This window comes from Mycobacterium sp. NGS41, assembly GCF_059812725.1.
Genome location: NZ_JCALDF010000005.1, coordinates 176845 through 191169, shown reverse-complemented (window position 1 = coordinate 191169; position 14325 = coordinate 176845). Strand labels below are relative to the sequence as shown.

Below are 14325 nucleotides of genomic sequence, written 5' to 3'. Positions count from 1 at the left end.
TTGCGACCAGCGTCGGCGCGACCGCGGTGATGGTAGCGATGGCGCGTGCCGTCGAGACCGCCAGCGCTGATCCCCTGATTCGGGACCAGTTTGCAGAGTTGCTGGTCTCCACGCCTGAGCTCGCGGGAGTCCGCGAGCAGGTGAACTCTTGGTGGGCTGGGGATCCGGATGACGAGGTGGACTTCGCGGTCGGTGCCCAGCAAATGATCAACTATCAGGCGGTGCGCACCCACTTCTTCGACGCCTACTTCGCCGACGCGACCAACGCCGGCATCCGCCAGATCGTGCTGCTGGCGGCGGGTCTGGACTCGCGCGCGTACCGGCTGGCCTGGCCGGACGGCACCGTCGTCTACGAGATCGACCTGCCCAAGGTCCTGGACTACAAGGCCCAGACGCTGACCCGCCACGGCGCCGAGCCGAGGGCCGACCGTCGCCCCGTGGCCGTCGACCTGCGCCACGACTGGCCGCAGGCATTGCGCGACGCCGGGTTCGACCCCGCCCGTCCGACAGCCTGGCTGGCCGAAGGCCTGTTGCCGTTTTTGCCGGCGGCCGCGCAGGAGGCCATGTTCGCCTCGGTCGACGCGTTGAGCGCGCCGGGCAGCCGGGTGGCGGTCGAAATCTTCGGCGCCGACCCAGAGAAACGCAAAGAGGCGGAACAGAAGTGGTCCGAACTGCGGGCCAAACGCGAAGCCCGCGGTGAAGACACCTCGTTCAACCCGTTCGACCTCTGGTTCGACCACGGGGGCCGCTCTGAACCGGCCGATTGGTTCGCGGCGCAGGGCTGGGCCACGGACTCGGTGAGCGGTCGCGAGGAGGCGGATCGGTTGGGCCGGCCCCCGGAATCGGACGCGCGGCCGTTCGTGAACAGCTTCGTCACCGCCGCCAAGTCCTGACTCTGAGCGGCGGGTCTGGCGGCCGGGATTTGTCGTAGGTGGCTGCGATGATGGCGTCATGTCTTCGACCGCATCCGCTGGCGCCGTGGCGGTGAGTCCTGGCGAGCGTCTTGAGGTGCTGTTCGAGGAGCTGGCGGAGTTGACCGGTCAGCGCAACGCGATTGACGGGCGCATCGTTGAGATCGTCGCCGAGATCGATCGCGACCAATTGTGCGGTGTCACCGGCGCGCGGTCGGTGCCGGCGTTGGTGGCCTGGAAGACCGGCTGCTCGCCGGCAAACGCCCACACGATCGCCACCGTCGCGGGCCGGCTGAAGCAGTTCCCCCGCTGCGCCCAAGGCATGCGGGAGGGCCGACTGTCGCTAGATCAGGTCGGGGCCATCGCGGCGCGGGCCGGCGAGGGATCCGATGAGCACTACGCGGCGCTGGCCGGCGTGGCGACGGTCAATCAGCTGCGCACCGCTTTGAAGCTGGAACCGCGACCCGAACCCGAACCTCGACCCGAGCCCGAGCGCGCGATCACCAAGACCACCAACGAGCAGGGCAGCTGCTACCGGATCACACTTCCCCTCCATGACGCCGCGAAGTTCGACGCCGCCTTGCAGTCTCATCGTGATGCGCTGATCGCCGAGTGGAAACTCGATCGCGAGGACCGCGGGCGCCCAGCAGATTATTCACTGCCGTTTCCTACCACCGCGGAGGCGTTTATGCGTCTGGTCGAGGCCGGGTGGGACGCCGAGGCGGCCCGGCGCCCGCACGGGCAGCACACCACCGTGGTGATGCATGTCGACGTCAACCAGCGCGCCGCGGCGCTGCATGTGGGTGCGCTGCTCACCGACGCCGAACGCCGATACCTGACCTGTGATGCCACCTTTGAAGTGTGGTTCGAACGCGACGGGCAGGTCATCGGTGCCGGGCGTACGACACGGCAGATCAACCGGCGGCTTCGCCGCGCGCTCGAGTACCGCCACCCCAGCTGTGCGGTTCCCGGGTGTGGTGCCACCCGCGGTCTGCACGCCCACCACATCCGACACTGGGAAGACGGTGGCCCCACCGAGTTGTTCAACCTGGTGCTGGTCTGCCCGTATCACCACCGGCTACACCATCGCGGCGTCATCACCATCACCGGACCCGCAGGCGCTCTCCTCGTCACCGACAGCGCAGGCCGACCACTGAACCCAGGATCGCTGGCGCGCCCACCAACTCAACCCCGGCCCGCGGTGGCGCCCTGCCCGGGACCTACCGGCGAGCGCGCCGACTGGTGGTGGTACGAACCCTTCCAACCCCAACCACCACCGACAAACAACTAGCTTGGTCACCGGGACCGGCCGCCGCAGTCGGAGGATCGGCCGTTTGCCAACAGATTCGTGACGGCAACCCAGCCCTGAGTGAGCTTCAGCCGGATCTTTCCTATTGCTCTTCCAGCGCGGTGGCTAGGATCGCGGTTATCACCGATGTGTGACGGCGTGAACGAGCGCGGGCACTTCCGGGGAGGTCCGAGAAGGGAAGACGACGATGACTACCGAATCGGTTTCACCAAAGACCCAAGAAGCCCAGGACGAGGCCGCCGCCACCAACGGTGCGCCCGAGGCCAGCGAAGTCGCCGCCACGGTGGCTCGGCTGCGCAAGACCTTCGCCAGCGGGCGGACCCGCAATATCGAGTGGCGCAAGCAGCAGTTGCTGCAGCTGGCGAAGTTGATGGAGGAGAACGAGGACGCGATCGCCAAGGCGCTCGCAGAGGATCTGGACCGCAACGCGGCTGAGGCATTCATTGCCGACGTGGCCGGCACCGTCGCCGAAGCGAAGTACGCGGCCAAGAAGCTGCGCAAGTGGACGCGTCGCAAGTACTTGCTGCTCGAGGTGCCACAGCTGCCCGGTCGCGGCTGGATCGAGTACGAGCCGTACGGCACCGTGCTGATCATCGGCGCCTGGAACTACCCGTTCTACCTGACGCTGGGCCCGGCGGTCGGGGCCATCGCCGCCGGAAATGCCGTGGTGCTCAAGCCCTCTGAAATCGCGCCGGCGTCGTCGCGACTGATGGCCGAGCTGGTACCCCGCTATCTCGACAAAGACGCGATCGCCGTCGTCGAGGGCGACGGCATGGTGAGTCAGGAGCTGATCGCGCAGGGCCTGGACCGCGTGATGTTCACCGGCGGCACCGAGATCGGCCGCAAGGTCTATGAAGGCGCGGCAACACATCTGACGCCGGTCACGCTGGAACTCGGCGGGAAGAGCCCGGTGATCGTGGCTGCCGACGCCGACGTGGACGTCGCGGCCAAGCGGATCGCCTGGATCAAGATCATGAACGCCGGCCAGACCTGCGTGGCACCCGACTACGTGCTGGCCGACGCGAAGATCCGCGACGAACTCGTCGACAAGATCGGCGCGGCCCTGACCAAGTTCCGGTCCAAGGACGATCCGAGCGGGATGCGCATCGTCAACCAACGCCAGTTCGACCGGCTCAGCGGCTACATCGCCGAGGCCGAGGCGGACGGGAAAAGTAAGGTGGCCGCGGGCGGCAAATGCGACGCGTCGAATCTGCGCATCCAACCGACCGTGGTCGTCGACCCCGACCCGGACGGGTCGCTGATGAAAAACGAGATCTTCGGGCCGATCCTGCCGGTGCTGACCGTCGAATCACTGGACGAGGCAATAGGTTTCATCAACAAGCGGGCCAAACCGCTGTCGGCCTACGTGTTCACCAAGGCGCGCGAGACCCGCGAGCGGGTGATCAAGGAGGTGTCGGCGGGCGGCATGCTGGTCAACCACCTCGCGTTCCAGGTATCGACGGCCAAGCTGCCGTTCGGCGGCGTCGGGCCGTCGGGCATGGGTGCTTACCACGGCAAGTGGGGCTTCGACGAGTTCAGCCACCGCAAGTCGGTGCTGACCAAACCGACCCGGCCCGACTTTTCGAGCATGCTCTATCCGCCGTACACCGAACGAGCGCTCAAGCTGGCTCGTCGGCTGTTCTGACGTCAGCCCGGCCGGCTGTTTGCGGCCGGCGCCGACGGTTTTTCTCTCACCTTTATCCAGGAAGGAATCTCTATGCCCGGAGTGCAGGATCGTGTCGTCATCGTCACCGGAGCCGGCGGGGGACTGGGGCGTGACTACGCCCTCACGCTCGCCCGGGAGGGCGCCAGCGTCGTCGTAAACGACCTCGGCGGGGCCCGTGACGGCACCGGCGCCGGTTCGGCCATGGCCGACCACGTCGTCTCCGAGATCCGCGAAGCGGGCGGGCGTGCGGTGGCCAACTACGACAGTGTGGCCGAAGCCGACGGCGCGGCGAACATCGTCAAGACCGCGCTCGACGAGTTCGGCGCCGTGCACGGTGTGGTGAGCAACGCCGGCATCCTGCGCGACGGCACCTTCCACAAGATGACGTCGGAGAACTGGGACGCGGTGCTCAAGGTGCACCTTTACGGCGGGTACAACGTGATCCGGGCGGCGTGGCCGCATTTCCGCGAGCAGAGTTACGGCCGGGTCGTTGTCGCCACCTCCACCAGCGGGCTGTTCGGCAACTTCGGTCAAACCAATTACGGCGCAGCCAAACTCGGCCTGGTCGGCCTGATCAACACGCTGGCGCTGGAAGGGGCCAAGTACAACATTCACGCCAATGCGTTGGCTCCGGTCGCGGCCACCAGGATGACCGAAGACATTCTTCCGCCCGAGGCGCTGGAGAAGCTCACGCCGGAGTTCGTGGCGCCGGTGGTCGCTTACCTGTGCACCGAGGAATCCGACGACAACGGGTCGGTCTTCGTCGTTGGCGGCGGCAAGGTGCAGCGCGTGGCGCTGTTCCAGAACCCGGGCGTCAACTTCGACAAGCCACCGTCGGTGGCCGATATCGCCGCGCAGTGGGGCGAGATCACCGACCTGTCGAAGGCGGAGAAAGCCGGCTTCAAGCTGTAACGCCGTCGGCGTCGTTAGTAGATCTCGCCAATCAGGTTGAACTCGGCCAGCGTGCGGGCAGCCAGCTCACGCAACGCGGCCTTGGTGTTCTCGGCACCCGGTTGGTAGGCGTTGAAGGTGAAGTAGATCTTGGAGCCCCCTCCAACCCGCCAAGACTGCAGGGTCATCTGGCCGCCCGTTAACTCGAGCCACTGTCGCGTTACGCCTTGCCCAGTGACCCGCGTGAGGATGATCTCGCCTTCGGTGCCGTCGGGGCGGTACACCGTCGGGTCGAACTCGTCGAGATTCGAACAAAGCATGGGGGCATCGGGGTCGGTGAGCCCCGCATCGACCATCCGTTTCAGTGCCAGCTTCGGCGTGAACGGGATCAGCGGCCGCACCTGCAGCGACTCGTCTGGCGTCTCCCGCAGGGTGCGCAGTGCCTCCCTGATGGCGGCGCGGATGTCATGCAGATCCGTCGTTACCTCGGTCGGGTCGACGCGGAGGGTCGCAATCGACATTGCGTTCGCACGCGTATCGCCCGCGGTGCGATCGTTCATCGGGAGGTGCAAGGTCACGAGGCCGTCGCCGGCACGTCGTCGCCCGATGCCCTCGGCGAGTTTCGCAGCCAACGCTACGATCAGCGTTTTACCCGTTCCGCCAAGAGCTTTCGCACGGGCATCCCACTCATCCAGGTCGATTTGGATCGAGACAGCCGGCACGACGACCGCATCATCGCCGTCGTCTGCGCGGAGGGCGACGGGTCGCGGTGCCGGTGGTCGGGCAGCATCCTGCCGCGCACCTAACTGCTTTCGGGCCAGTCGTGCCGTCGCGACAATCGCCCGGCCAACCTCCGGCACGTCCCGCGCCGTTTGGCGGGCATCCTCAACCATCGCGCGCCGTCTCGTGCGTGAATGCGGCGGTGGGTAGCCGAGGTCGTGAGTCTTGCCCTGGCTCGCATCGGCTACCACGAGGTGGAGCCCGAGGCCGTCGACCACGTAGTGGGAAAGCACCATGCTGACTGCGGTCGTGCCGTCGGTAAGGGGAAGGACGCCGAAATGCCAGCCGGGCCCCCGTTCCGGATCGATTGGCAACTGTGAGCGTTCATCGGCCCAGTCGCTGAGCTCAGCGCGTGGGCGGGCGCACTCAGCGACATCGATGTCCGACGGCCCCCGATCTATGACCCAACGAGGCCGGCCGAACGGCAGCGGTGACCGTTCGATGAGCCGACCCAACATCCCGTACCCGAGATTGCGGTTGAGCCGCCTGAGCCCATCGAGGTCGACATCGTGCTGGTAAAGCCATACGACTTGGATGACCAGGTTGATGCCGGCGGCACGATGCCCCGCGACCAAGCCCTGGTCCACCAACGCCAGCCGATTGTCCAGCCGCGCATCCTCTTTGGAGGTGCGGCCTTTCAAAGATTCACGTATACGACGTATCCGGGCCGCCACGAGGAGGGCAACACCGCGCGGCACCGGGGGGACGTCCTTAGTGTTCATCCCACGCAGACTAGTCGACACCGCAAGGTACGCTTTCGCGATGTCAAAATCCTCGTCGAGGAAGGCCGAGTGAACGAGATAACTAGAGAGTGCCGACTATGCGGATCGACTGGTCCGCATCAAACTATTGTCGTTCGCGAGATGATGTTCGGAACCCAAGAGCGGTTTGAATATTATATCTGCGTTTCGTGCGAGACATTACAAATTGTGAATGCGCTCGAGGGCGACGAGCTCATGCGTCATTATCCCGACGGTTATCACTCGTACAACGAGCCGGGAATTCTTCGATGGCTCATCACGCAGCAAGATCGCCATAAATTTCATGCCGGCGGCCGGCTAGTCGGTGCCCTCTTAGCGAGGCGCTTGCCCGACGGTATCCTCCGCGTTCTTCTCGGAGGAGACGTCCTCGGAATGCTCGCCCAGCTTCCGCTTGAACGGAACGCGCGAATCCTGGACGTGGGCTGTGGTAGCGGTTTGCTGCTCGAGCGATTGGCCAGAGTGGGATTCAGCAACTTGTCTGGCGCAGATCCGTTCATCGCAGCCGATCACGAGACCCCTAGTGGAGTGCCGCTGATGAAGCGGGATTTGAGTAACGTGACTGGTGAATTCGATCTGATCATGTTCAATCACTCGCTTGAACATGTTCCCGACCCGATCGCGACCCTCAAGTTGGCATACGAGAAGCTTGCTGCCGGAGGCATTTGCTTGGCACGCGTGCCGACGACCTCATCCGAAGCATGGACTACTTATGCGGCGGACTGGGTGCAGATCGATGCGCCCCGACATTTCGTCATACCGTCACGTAAGGCAATGGCGTTGGCAGCTGACAGGGCCGGGCTGCGAGTGGAGCAGACGTTCGATGACTCGAATTTAGGCCAGTTCATGGGAAGCGAAGCCTACCAACGTGATGTTGCGGTGACCGACCCGCAAATCCTTCGATTGTTTAAACCCAAGCAAATCTGGAAGTGGGAAAAACGCGCGGATCGACTCAACGAGCAGGGCCGTGGTGACCAGGTCGGTTTTGTCTTGCGGGCCAAGTGAGTAGGTTAGGGACAAGTCCAACGGGGACCAAAAAGGCGATGATGACAGCATACGAGCGGATCACCCTACCGGCGAAATTCTCGGATTCCGAGTTGCAGGCCGAGCGCACGCAGTGACACGCACATCTCGAAACGCCTTGTCTCAGCCCGCTAAACGCCGCGATGCTATGGTTCCCGCCATGGCAAAAAGGGGGGCGCTCAGGGCCCGCCTCGCGCAGTGGGCGGTGAGCAGCCCGTTGCAAACTCCGTATTGGCTTGCGCGGATTCTCCTACCCGGTGCCTACGCCAGCGACGGGTTGATCAGTATTCACCGCCACGCCTTTCTAGACGACCCCGCATTCCAGCGGGCTTACCAACGCGGCGTGCGCGCCCTGGGCGGCCAGGACTTCTATCGCTGGCAGTGGCGTGTGCACATCGGGCTGTGGGCAGCGGCCAGCGCGAGCCGGCTCGACGGCGATTTCGTCGAGTGCGGCGTCAGTTATGGCTTCCTGAGCAGCGCCGTGATGGAATTCCTCGATTGGGATCGGCTGGGCAAGACTTTCTATCTGCTCGACACCTTTTCAGGACTTGATCCTCGGTTAGTCACAGACAGCGAACGGGCCGGGACCATCAAGAAGAACGAGCGATACCTACGCTACGGTTTCTATGCCAACTCGGTTGACGGCGTCCAGGCCAACTTCGCCCAGTGGCGCAACCAGCGCATCATCGTCGGCGCGATTCCGGAAACACTCGACCAGGTCGACGCTCGCGCCGTGGCTTTCCTACATATCGACATGAACTGTGCCGCACCAGAAGTCGGCGCGCTGCGCTTCTTTTGGCCGCGCCTCTCTCCCGGTGCTTTCGTGCTGCTCGACGACTACGCCTTCCTCGGCTACGACGAGCAGCGCCTCGCCATGGATGCGCTGTCCAGCGAACTGGACGTGCCGATATGCGCATTGCCCACCGGCCAGGGTCTGCTTATCAAGCCGGCGCACTGATCGCAGCAGATGCCGCCGGCTTCGTAGTCACGGGCCTCAGATGTTGCCGATGCCGTTGGCCAGCAGCGAGATTCCGCCCACTGCGCAAATGCCTATGACGATGTGATGCCGGTGGGCCAACGCCCAGTCGTGCAGCGGTCGCAGGACCGCTTGGGTTTTCTCTGGCGCGACCACATAGCTGACGATGGAGATCTCGGCAACCGCCAGTACCCCTGCGACGAACCCGGTGGCGGCAATGACCTGCGCGCCGATTGTTGCTCCCGAAGTGACGATGATCGTGAGCGCGAGTAGCGCCAGCTCGGGTGCCACCCCGCCAAATCCGAAACCGATTACCACCGCAACCCACAGGGATCCGTTTTCCCACGCATTGTGGACGCGGCCAAGCAGCCGCCGGATTGGAGATCCGCCCTCCGCCGCCGCATCCCGCGCACGGTGCAGCAGGCGCGAGATTACGTTCTGCTCATTTGATTCCGGCGCTCGGGCCGAGGTGTTGCCGACGGGAGTCGGCACGGGTGTCCGACGACGCATCCAATGGCGCACGGTAATCAGCGCGGCGATCGATAGCGCAAGAACGCCCATGGCGAGTTGAATGTGCCCGAAGGTCGAGCTCGAGGCCCAATTTTGCATAAAAGATTTAAAGCTTGGTGTGATATGTAGCAGCGTCAGCGGAACGGCCACGCTGGGAAGAAACGCCGTTAGGCAGCCGGTCCAGTAGGCGATGAGGTTTTGCACGGGCCGCGGCCTGGAGATGACGAGAAGGGCGATGCCAAGACGCATCGGATCGAGGCCTGTCAGAAGTCCAAGCACCAGCACCGAGCTCAGCATGCCCCGGAACACTACCTTGTCGATTCTTCGTCGTTCTGTCTGTCTTCGTTCCGAAACCGCAGGGTCTCAACCCAACCGCGCGACTAGATGACGCCCGCGCCCCTGACCACCAGCCAGATCCCAACCGCTGCCAGGATGACTGCCACGACCTGCGCACGGTGAGCTGAAGCCCATTCGTGCAGCGGTCCCAGCACCGCTTGGGTTTTCGCCGGCGCGAGGAGATAGCTGACGAGGGTGATCTCGAAAACAGCGAACATCCCGAGGACGAACACGCAGGCGGCGATGACCTGCGTGCCAATCGAGGCTCCCGAGGCCGCGATGCTGGTGTCTACGAATAGAACTATGGCGGGACCCGGCAAAAATGACATACCGGCCAATAGCGCAATCCACAACGATCCGTTCGCCCACGCCTTATTGGCGCGGTCGACCAGGCGCCGGAATGCAGATCCGCGCTTCGTCGACCCATCTTGGTCGTCCTGCGCCAACGAAATTGCAGTCGGTGTACGGGAGTCCGGCTCCCCACTCGAGGCGTTGCCGACCGGCACGTATTCTCGCTGACGCGTACGAAGGCGCACTGCGATCAGCGCGGACACCGATAGCGCGAGTATTCCCATTACCAAATGAATGTGCCGGGCGGTGGAGTTTGTGCCCGCGGTAGCCAGATTATGTGCAGTAGATCTGAACACCGGCATGTAATTCAGCAGCAGCAGCGGGACCAGCACCGCGGGAACATTTGTTATCAGCAAACCGATCCAGTAGACCAGCAGATTTTGCAACGGTCGCGGCCGGGAGATCACGAGCAGGACGATGACGAGAAGCACAGGATTGAGCGTCCACATAAGCGCCATGCCCAGCACGGGACCCCACACAGCGCGACACACTACCTTGTCAAGATCCAGCCTTCGGGCGGTATTCCGGATCCGGATGCCGGGGCATGAGATTGCGGGGCTTTAACAAAGGGCCGCAGTTACCACATCAGTCGATATGCCGTGAGCGGGCGAAGCTTTCCAGTAGATCAGCGGCATTGGCAACGCTTTCGGCGGGTTTGGTCGTCTGGGTGGCGACTTCGCGGGCTCGGGCGACATATTCGGCGTCGAGGATCCGACGCAGGTCGGAGACCAGCGATTCCCGGCTAGCACTAGAAAAGCGCCGCCCAGAGCCGACCTTCAGTCGTTTGACCCAAGCTGCCCAGATCGCCTGATCGGGTGTCATCCACAGGGCCAGCATCGGGACTCCGGCGCGCAGGCCGGCGGCCGTGGTGCCCATGCCACCGTGGTGCACGACCGCCCGGCAGGCCGGAAAGACGGCGGCGTAATTCATGGCGTCGACCACCTTGACGTGCTCGAAATGGGGCACGTTGCTGAAGTCGCTTCGGCCGGAACACACCAACGCCCGCTCGCCCAACTCCGCACAGGCCGCACCAATCATGGCGAGCGTAGCGGCGGGAGATTTGATCGGTGTACTGCCAAACCCGAAGAAAATCGGCGGTGTGCCCGCCGCAATCCACGACGCGACCTCCTCGTCGGCATCGGTGGCCAGCTCCAGCGTCAGCGCGCCCACAAATGGTCGCTGGCCGCCGTAACTCGCCCATTCGGCTGCCAGGCCGGGGAAGCAAACTTCTTCGTAGGCCTGAATTTCCAACCACCCGTGCTCGGTGATCCGTCGCGCGGCGGAACGCGTCGCCCTTGGCAGGCCCAGTTCACGGCGCTGCGCGTCATCGAACCTCTTCACGCTGCGCCAATTCACCCACTCGTACGCCGACACGGCGTGACGGCTCAATGACGACGGCAGGAATGGCAGGAACTGGCCGTTGGTCCGCGCCGGGGAGATATGCAGCGTGGCCAACGGAATGTCGAAATATTCGGCGACATTGGCAGCGGGCTGCTCGAAATTCAGAAAGGTGACCAGCAGATCGGCCCCGTCGGCCAGGGAGCGGAGCGTCGTGGTGATCTCCTCCCAGTACTGGACGACGGACTCCCCAATCTCGCGCCACAACCTGATCAGATCCCGGATCTTCCAGAAGTTGCGGAATGAACGGGCCCAGAAGTCGCGGTGCGCACCCCACCACTCCTGCGTATCCGGACCGTAGGCGACGGCCGTCAGCCCAGCCGACTCCGCGAAGCCAACCAGGTCAGGCGGGACTGCGATGCGCACGTCGTGCCCGCGACGCAGCAGTTCACGGCCGACCGCGACGCAAGGCTCTACATCGCCACGCGTGCCGTAGCTTGCCAGCACACATTTCATCGCGGATCTTTCGGCATCGATCTCCCTCTGATCTGCAGCGAATTGCGCTGTATTGCTGCCGCTGGAAAGTTAACGGCTAACCCACGACAGTGCGGTGTACTGCGAGATGTGACTATAACTTAGAAGCAATTAACCCTAGACTTTGCGAGTGCATCCTGCCAGGCAACCAACCACGTAGGCCGGGAGATCACGAGAAGTTGACCGCGAGACGCAGGTTTGGCCAGCCGTTTATGGCGATGAATGACAGCGTCCGTTGTCCTTTTGGGGTGAACCGCTCCAGAGAAATGCGGTCGCAAGTACGGTACGACGATGGACAACGTACTCGACCCGCTTGACCAACTCACGTTTGACGTCGAGCGAGCGACGGGAGTCGCATCGTTGCCGCATCCTTTCTGGGTCTACAACCGCCCGGTTGACATCGACGGTCTGCGAAAGTTCCATCACCACCTACAGCAGGGGTGGTTGCCCCGCCGCATCGAACCGTCGCCATTGCGGTTCGGCCGTCACCGCTGGGTAGCAGCCGACCCGCCATCCGACCTCGAGATCGCGACGCCTCGCCCGCGCGCAGAACTCGACGCCTGGCTCGACGAGCAGGCCACCGCTCCCATCGATCCCGTGCACGGACCCCCATGGCACCTTGCGATGCTGCCCTTCACCGACGGGGGTGGCGCGGTGAGCTTGGCCGTATCACATTGCCTTGCAGACGGTGTCGGACTGTTGGAGGCAATGGCCGATGCGGCGGATGGCCGCGATGCGCCGATCAGCTGGCCTGCCGCCGGGTCGCGTCGGCGGGGGCAAGCCCTGCGCGAGGACGCCCGTCAAACTGTGCGCGACATTCCCGCTCTCGGACGCGCCGCGGTTGCGGTGGTACGGCTCGCCCGGCATGCCCGCCGCGAGGGCAAAAAAGCCGCGCCGTCGACCACGCCACTGAGGCTGCCCGCCGGCGCCGACCAACCCGTCACGCCCCCAACGGCAACGGCTTTTGTCGATGCCGAGAAGTGGGAGGCCCGGGCCCGCGCACTGGGCGGGACGAGCAACGCGCTGCTTGCGGGATTGGCTGCCCACCTGGCCGGGCGAATGGGGCGGGTCACCGCAGACGGTTTGGCCCTGGTGAAGATGCCCGCCAATTTGCGCGCCGAGGGTGATACGCGCGCCAACGCGGTCAGCCATCTCACCATCGTCGCCGACCCCCAACTTGCCACGACGGACCTGCGCGAGATCCGGGGCGCCATCAAACAAGCGCTGATCAGCTACCAGAAGCTGGGCGACGACGAGCAAGCAGTGATGTCCTTCGTTCCCCTGCTGGGCCTGTTGCCCAAGGGGCTGGTCAGGCTCGTCGACAACACCGTCGTCTCATCCAACATCGGTGTGGTCAACGCGGCCGTCATCCGGCCGGACGGCACGGACGCCGACCTCTTCGCCTCGAGGCTTTCCTACCGCGGCGTGACCAAAGCGTTGATAAGCCGTCTGGGTGGCGTGCTGTACGTGTTGTCGGGAATTGCGCAGGGACAGGTCTTTGTCTCGGTCACCGTTTATCAGCCTGGCTATGCGAACTCGAATGAAGCTTTGCGACAAGACCTTTCGGACGCGTTGAATGACTTCTCGCTCACCGGAACGTATATCGGAGCGCCCCCAATCGCACACCAGTAGTGAAAGGCTGAGACCCGCGATGAAGTTCGTGCTGGCATGCTATGGAACCCGCGGCGACGTCGAGCCCAGCGCCGCCGTCGGGCGTGAGCTGCTGCGCAGAGGCCACGACGTGCGAGTGGCAGTAGCCCCTGACCTGGTTGGCTTCGCCGAGTCGGTTGGGCTTCCGGCGGTCGCTTATGGACCCGACGCGCGGGTGTGGCAGGACCTGCACCGCGATGTGTTGACGCAAGCGTTCCGCAAGTTCTGGCAGGTCCAGGATCTGCGCAGGCTGATCCGCGAAGATCGGGAGCTGTTCAACCAGTGCTGGGAGGAGGCCCGCACGACGCTGATGTCGCTGGCGGACGGGGCCGACCTGTTGCTTACCGTCGTGATTGGCGAGCAGGTCGCCGCCAACATCGCTGAGTATTACGACATTCCGTTGGCCACGCTGCATACGTTTCCGATACGGGCCAGTGGCCAGTTCGCTCCCGTCCTGCCTGCGCCGCTGGCCCGCTCCGTAATGACGACGTTCGACTGGCTGGGTTGGCCCATGATGAAGAAGCGCGACGACGCGCATCGCCGCGACCTGGGTCTGCCGAAGTCAATCGGTCCCGTGTCGCGACGGGTCGTCCAGCGCGGATCACTGGAAATTCAGGCCTACGACGAGGTTTGCTTTCCGGGACTGGCTGCCGAATGGGCGAAATACAACGAACATTCAGGATCTGCCGGCCCGCGGAGGCCCTTTGTCGGCGCGTTGACGACGGAGTTGGCAACCGACGCCGATGAGGAGGTGGCCTCCTGGATTGCCGCAGGAACACCGCCGATTTTCTTCGGCTTCGGCAGCACGCTGGTTCTCTCTCCGGCCGACACGGTCGCCATGATCAGCTTAGCCTGCGCGCAGCTGGGTGAGCGGGCCTTGATTTGCTCGGGCGACACCGACTTCAGCCAGGTGTCACATTCGGACGACGTCAAGGTGGTGGATGCGGTCAATTACGCGGCCACCTTTCCGGCCTGCCGCGCCATCGTGCACCACGGCGGCGCGGGCACCACGGCCGTAGGCCTGCGCGCCGGAGTCCCCACACTGATCCTTCCGACCTGGGGCGACCAAACGATCTGGGGCGCTGTGGTCAAACGACTGAAAGTGGGTACCGCCCGGCGCTTTTCGGCCACCACCCGCGAGTCGCTGGTCGCGGACCTGCGCACCATTCTGGCTCCGGAGTACGTCACCCGGGCCCGCGAAATCGCCACTCGGATGAGCAAACCCGCCGAAAGCGTCACGGCCGCCGCTGATCTGATGGAGAATTTCGCTCGCGCGCATCGAGCCGGCTGAT

Annotated in this window: 12 protein-coding genes; 8 read left to right on the top strand and 4 right to left on the bottom strand. The window is 64.2% G+C overall.

The window, feature by feature from the left end; all coding sequences use genetic code 11:
* Window positions 1-29: 29 nt before the first annotated feature.
* From AC5Y21_RS07465 to AC5Y21_RS07450, 4 genes are all read left to right on the top strand, one after another.
* Window positions 30-893: an SAM-dependent methyltransferase gene (locus AC5Y21_RS07465; RefSeq protein WP_499910965.1), complete on the top strand. Its 864-nt coding sequence runs from the start codon at window positions 30-32 to the stop codon at window positions 891-893.
* Window positions 894-951: 58 nt separating this feature from the next.
* A complete protein-coding gene (locus AC5Y21_RS07460; RefSeq protein WP_499910841.1) occupies window positions 952-2202 on the top strand; it encodes an HNH endonuclease signature motif containing protein in 1251 nt (416 codons plus the stop codon).
* A gap of 205 nt (window positions 2203-2407) precedes the next feature.
* Window positions 2408-3865, top strand: coding sequence for an aldehyde dehydrogenase family protein (locus AC5Y21_RS07455; protein ID WP_499910840.1), 1458 nt, complete (start codon window positions 2408-2410; stop codon window positions 3863-3865).
* A gap of 72 nt (window positions 3866-3937) precedes the next feature.
* A complete protein-coding gene (locus tag AC5Y21_RS07450) occupies window positions 3938-4798 on the top strand; it encodes an SDR family oxidoreductase (RefSeq protein ID WP_499910838.1) in 861 nt (286 codons plus the stop codon).
* A gap of 14 nt (window positions 4799-4812) precedes the next feature.
* Here the strand turns inward: AC5Y21_RS07450 and AC5Y21_RS07445 are convergent, their stop codons facing one another.
* Window positions 4813-6231 carry a condensation domain-containing protein gene (locus AC5Y21_RS07445; RefSeq protein WP_499910964.1) on the bottom strand — a complete coding sequence of 473 codons (1419 nt, stop codon included), beginning with the start codon at window positions 6229-6231 and terminating at the stop codon, window positions 4813-4815.
* A 189-nt stretch (window positions 6232-6420) separates the two neighbouring features.
* Between AC5Y21_RS07445 and AC5Y21_RS07440 the strand changes: the two genes are divergently transcribed.
* Together AC5Y21_RS07440 and AC5Y21_RS07435 are read left to right on the top strand one after the other, a co-directional pair.
* Window positions 6421-7320: a class I SAM-dependent methyltransferase gene (locus tag AC5Y21_RS07440; protein ID WP_499910837.1), complete on the top strand. Its 900-nt coding sequence runs from the start codon at window positions 6421-6423 to the stop codon at window positions 7318-7320.
* 178 nt (window positions 7321-7498) lie between these two features.
* A complete protein-coding gene (locus tag AC5Y21_RS07435) occupies window positions 7499-8296 on the top strand; it encodes a class I SAM-dependent methyltransferase (RefSeq protein WP_499910963.1) in 798 nt (265 codons plus the stop codon).
* Between the two features lie 36 nt (window positions 8297-8332).
* Here the strand turns inward: AC5Y21_RS07435 and AC5Y21_RS07430 are convergent, their stop codons facing one another.
* The 3 genes from AC5Y21_RS07430 to AC5Y21_RS07420 form a co-directional block, all read right to left on the bottom strand.
* Complete coding sequence (locus AC5Y21_RS07430; RefSeq protein WP_499910835.1) at window positions 8333-9121, bottom strand: GAP family protein; 789 nt, start codon at window positions 9119-9121, stop codon at window positions 8333-8335.
* An 83-nt stretch (window positions 9122-9204) separates the two neighbouring features.
* Entirely contained in the window at window positions 9205-9969 is a 765-nt protein-coding gene (locus AC5Y21_RS07425; protein ID WP_499910961.1) for a GAP family protein, read from the bottom strand.
* Window positions 9970-10096: 127 nt separating this feature from the next.
* On the bottom strand, window positions 10097-11365 hold the full coding sequence (locus tag AC5Y21_RS07420; RefSeq protein WP_499910833.1) for a glycosyltransferase: 1269 nt from the start codon (window positions 11363-11365) through the stop codon (window positions 10097-10099).
* Window positions 11366-11674: 309 nt separating this feature from the next.
* Between AC5Y21_RS07420 and AC5Y21_RS07415 the strand changes: the two genes are divergently transcribed.
* A complete protein-coding gene (locus AC5Y21_RS07415) occupies window positions 11675-13015 on the top strand; it encodes a wax ester/triacylglycerol synthase domain-containing protein (protein ID WP_499910831.1) in 1341 nt (446 codons plus the stop codon).
* A 19-nt stretch (window positions 13016-13034) separates the two neighbouring features.
* The gene (locus AC5Y21_RS07410) at window positions 13035-14324 is read left to right on the top strand and encodes a glycosyltransferase (protein ID WP_499910829.1); all 1290 of its coding nucleotides are present in this window, start codon (window positions 13035-13037) and stop codon (window positions 14322-14324) included.
* Window position 14325: the final 1 nt, after the last annotated feature.

Bases quoted from the DNA above. Each gene is read 5' to 3' on its own strand.
- AC5Y21_RS07425 (WP_499910961.1), bottom strand. From the start codon at position 9,969: ATGGCGCTTATGTGGACGCTCAATCCTGTGCTTCTCGTCATCGTCCTG.
- AC5Y21_RS07455 (WP_499910840.1), top strand. From the start codon at position 2,408: ATGACTACCGAATCGGTTTCACCAAAGACCCAAGAAGCCCAGGACGAG.
- AC5Y21_RS07410 (WP_499910829.1), top strand. From the start codon at position 13,035: ATGAAGTTCGTGCTGGCATGCTATGGAACCCGCGGCGACGTCGAGCCC.
- AC5Y21_RS07460 (WP_499910841.1), top strand. From the start codon at position 952: ATGTCTTCGACCGCATCCGCTGGCGCCGTGGCGGTGAGTCCTGGCGAG.
- AC5Y21_RS07450 (WP_499910838.1), top strand. From the start codon at position 3,938: ATGCCCGGAGTGCAGGATCGTGTCGTCATCGTCACCGGAGCCGGCGGG.
- AC5Y21_RS07415 (WP_499910831.1), top strand. From the start codon at position 11,675: ATGGACAACGTACTCGACCCGCTTGACCAACTCACGTTTGACGTCGAG.
- AC5Y21_RS07430 (WP_499910835.1), bottom strand. From the start codon at position 9,121: ATGCTGAGCTCGGTGCTGGTGCTTGGACTTCTGACAGGCCTCGATCCG.
- AC5Y21_RS07420 (WP_499910833.1), bottom strand. From the start codon at position 11,365: ATGAAATGTGTGCTGGCAAGCTACGGCACGCGTGGCGATGTAGAGCCT.
- AC5Y21_RS07465 (WP_499910965.1), top strand. From the start codon at position 30: ATGGTAGCGATGGCGCGTGCCGTCGAGACCGCCAGCGCTGATCCCCTG.
- AC5Y21_RS07435 (WP_499910963.1), top strand. From the start codon at position 7,499: ATGGCAAAAAGGGGGGCGCTCAGGGCCCGCCTCGCGCAGTGGGCGGTG.
- AC5Y21_RS07440 (WP_499910837.1), top strand. From the start codon at position 6,421: ATGATGTTCGGAACCCAAGAGCGGTTTGAATATTATATCTGCGTTTCG.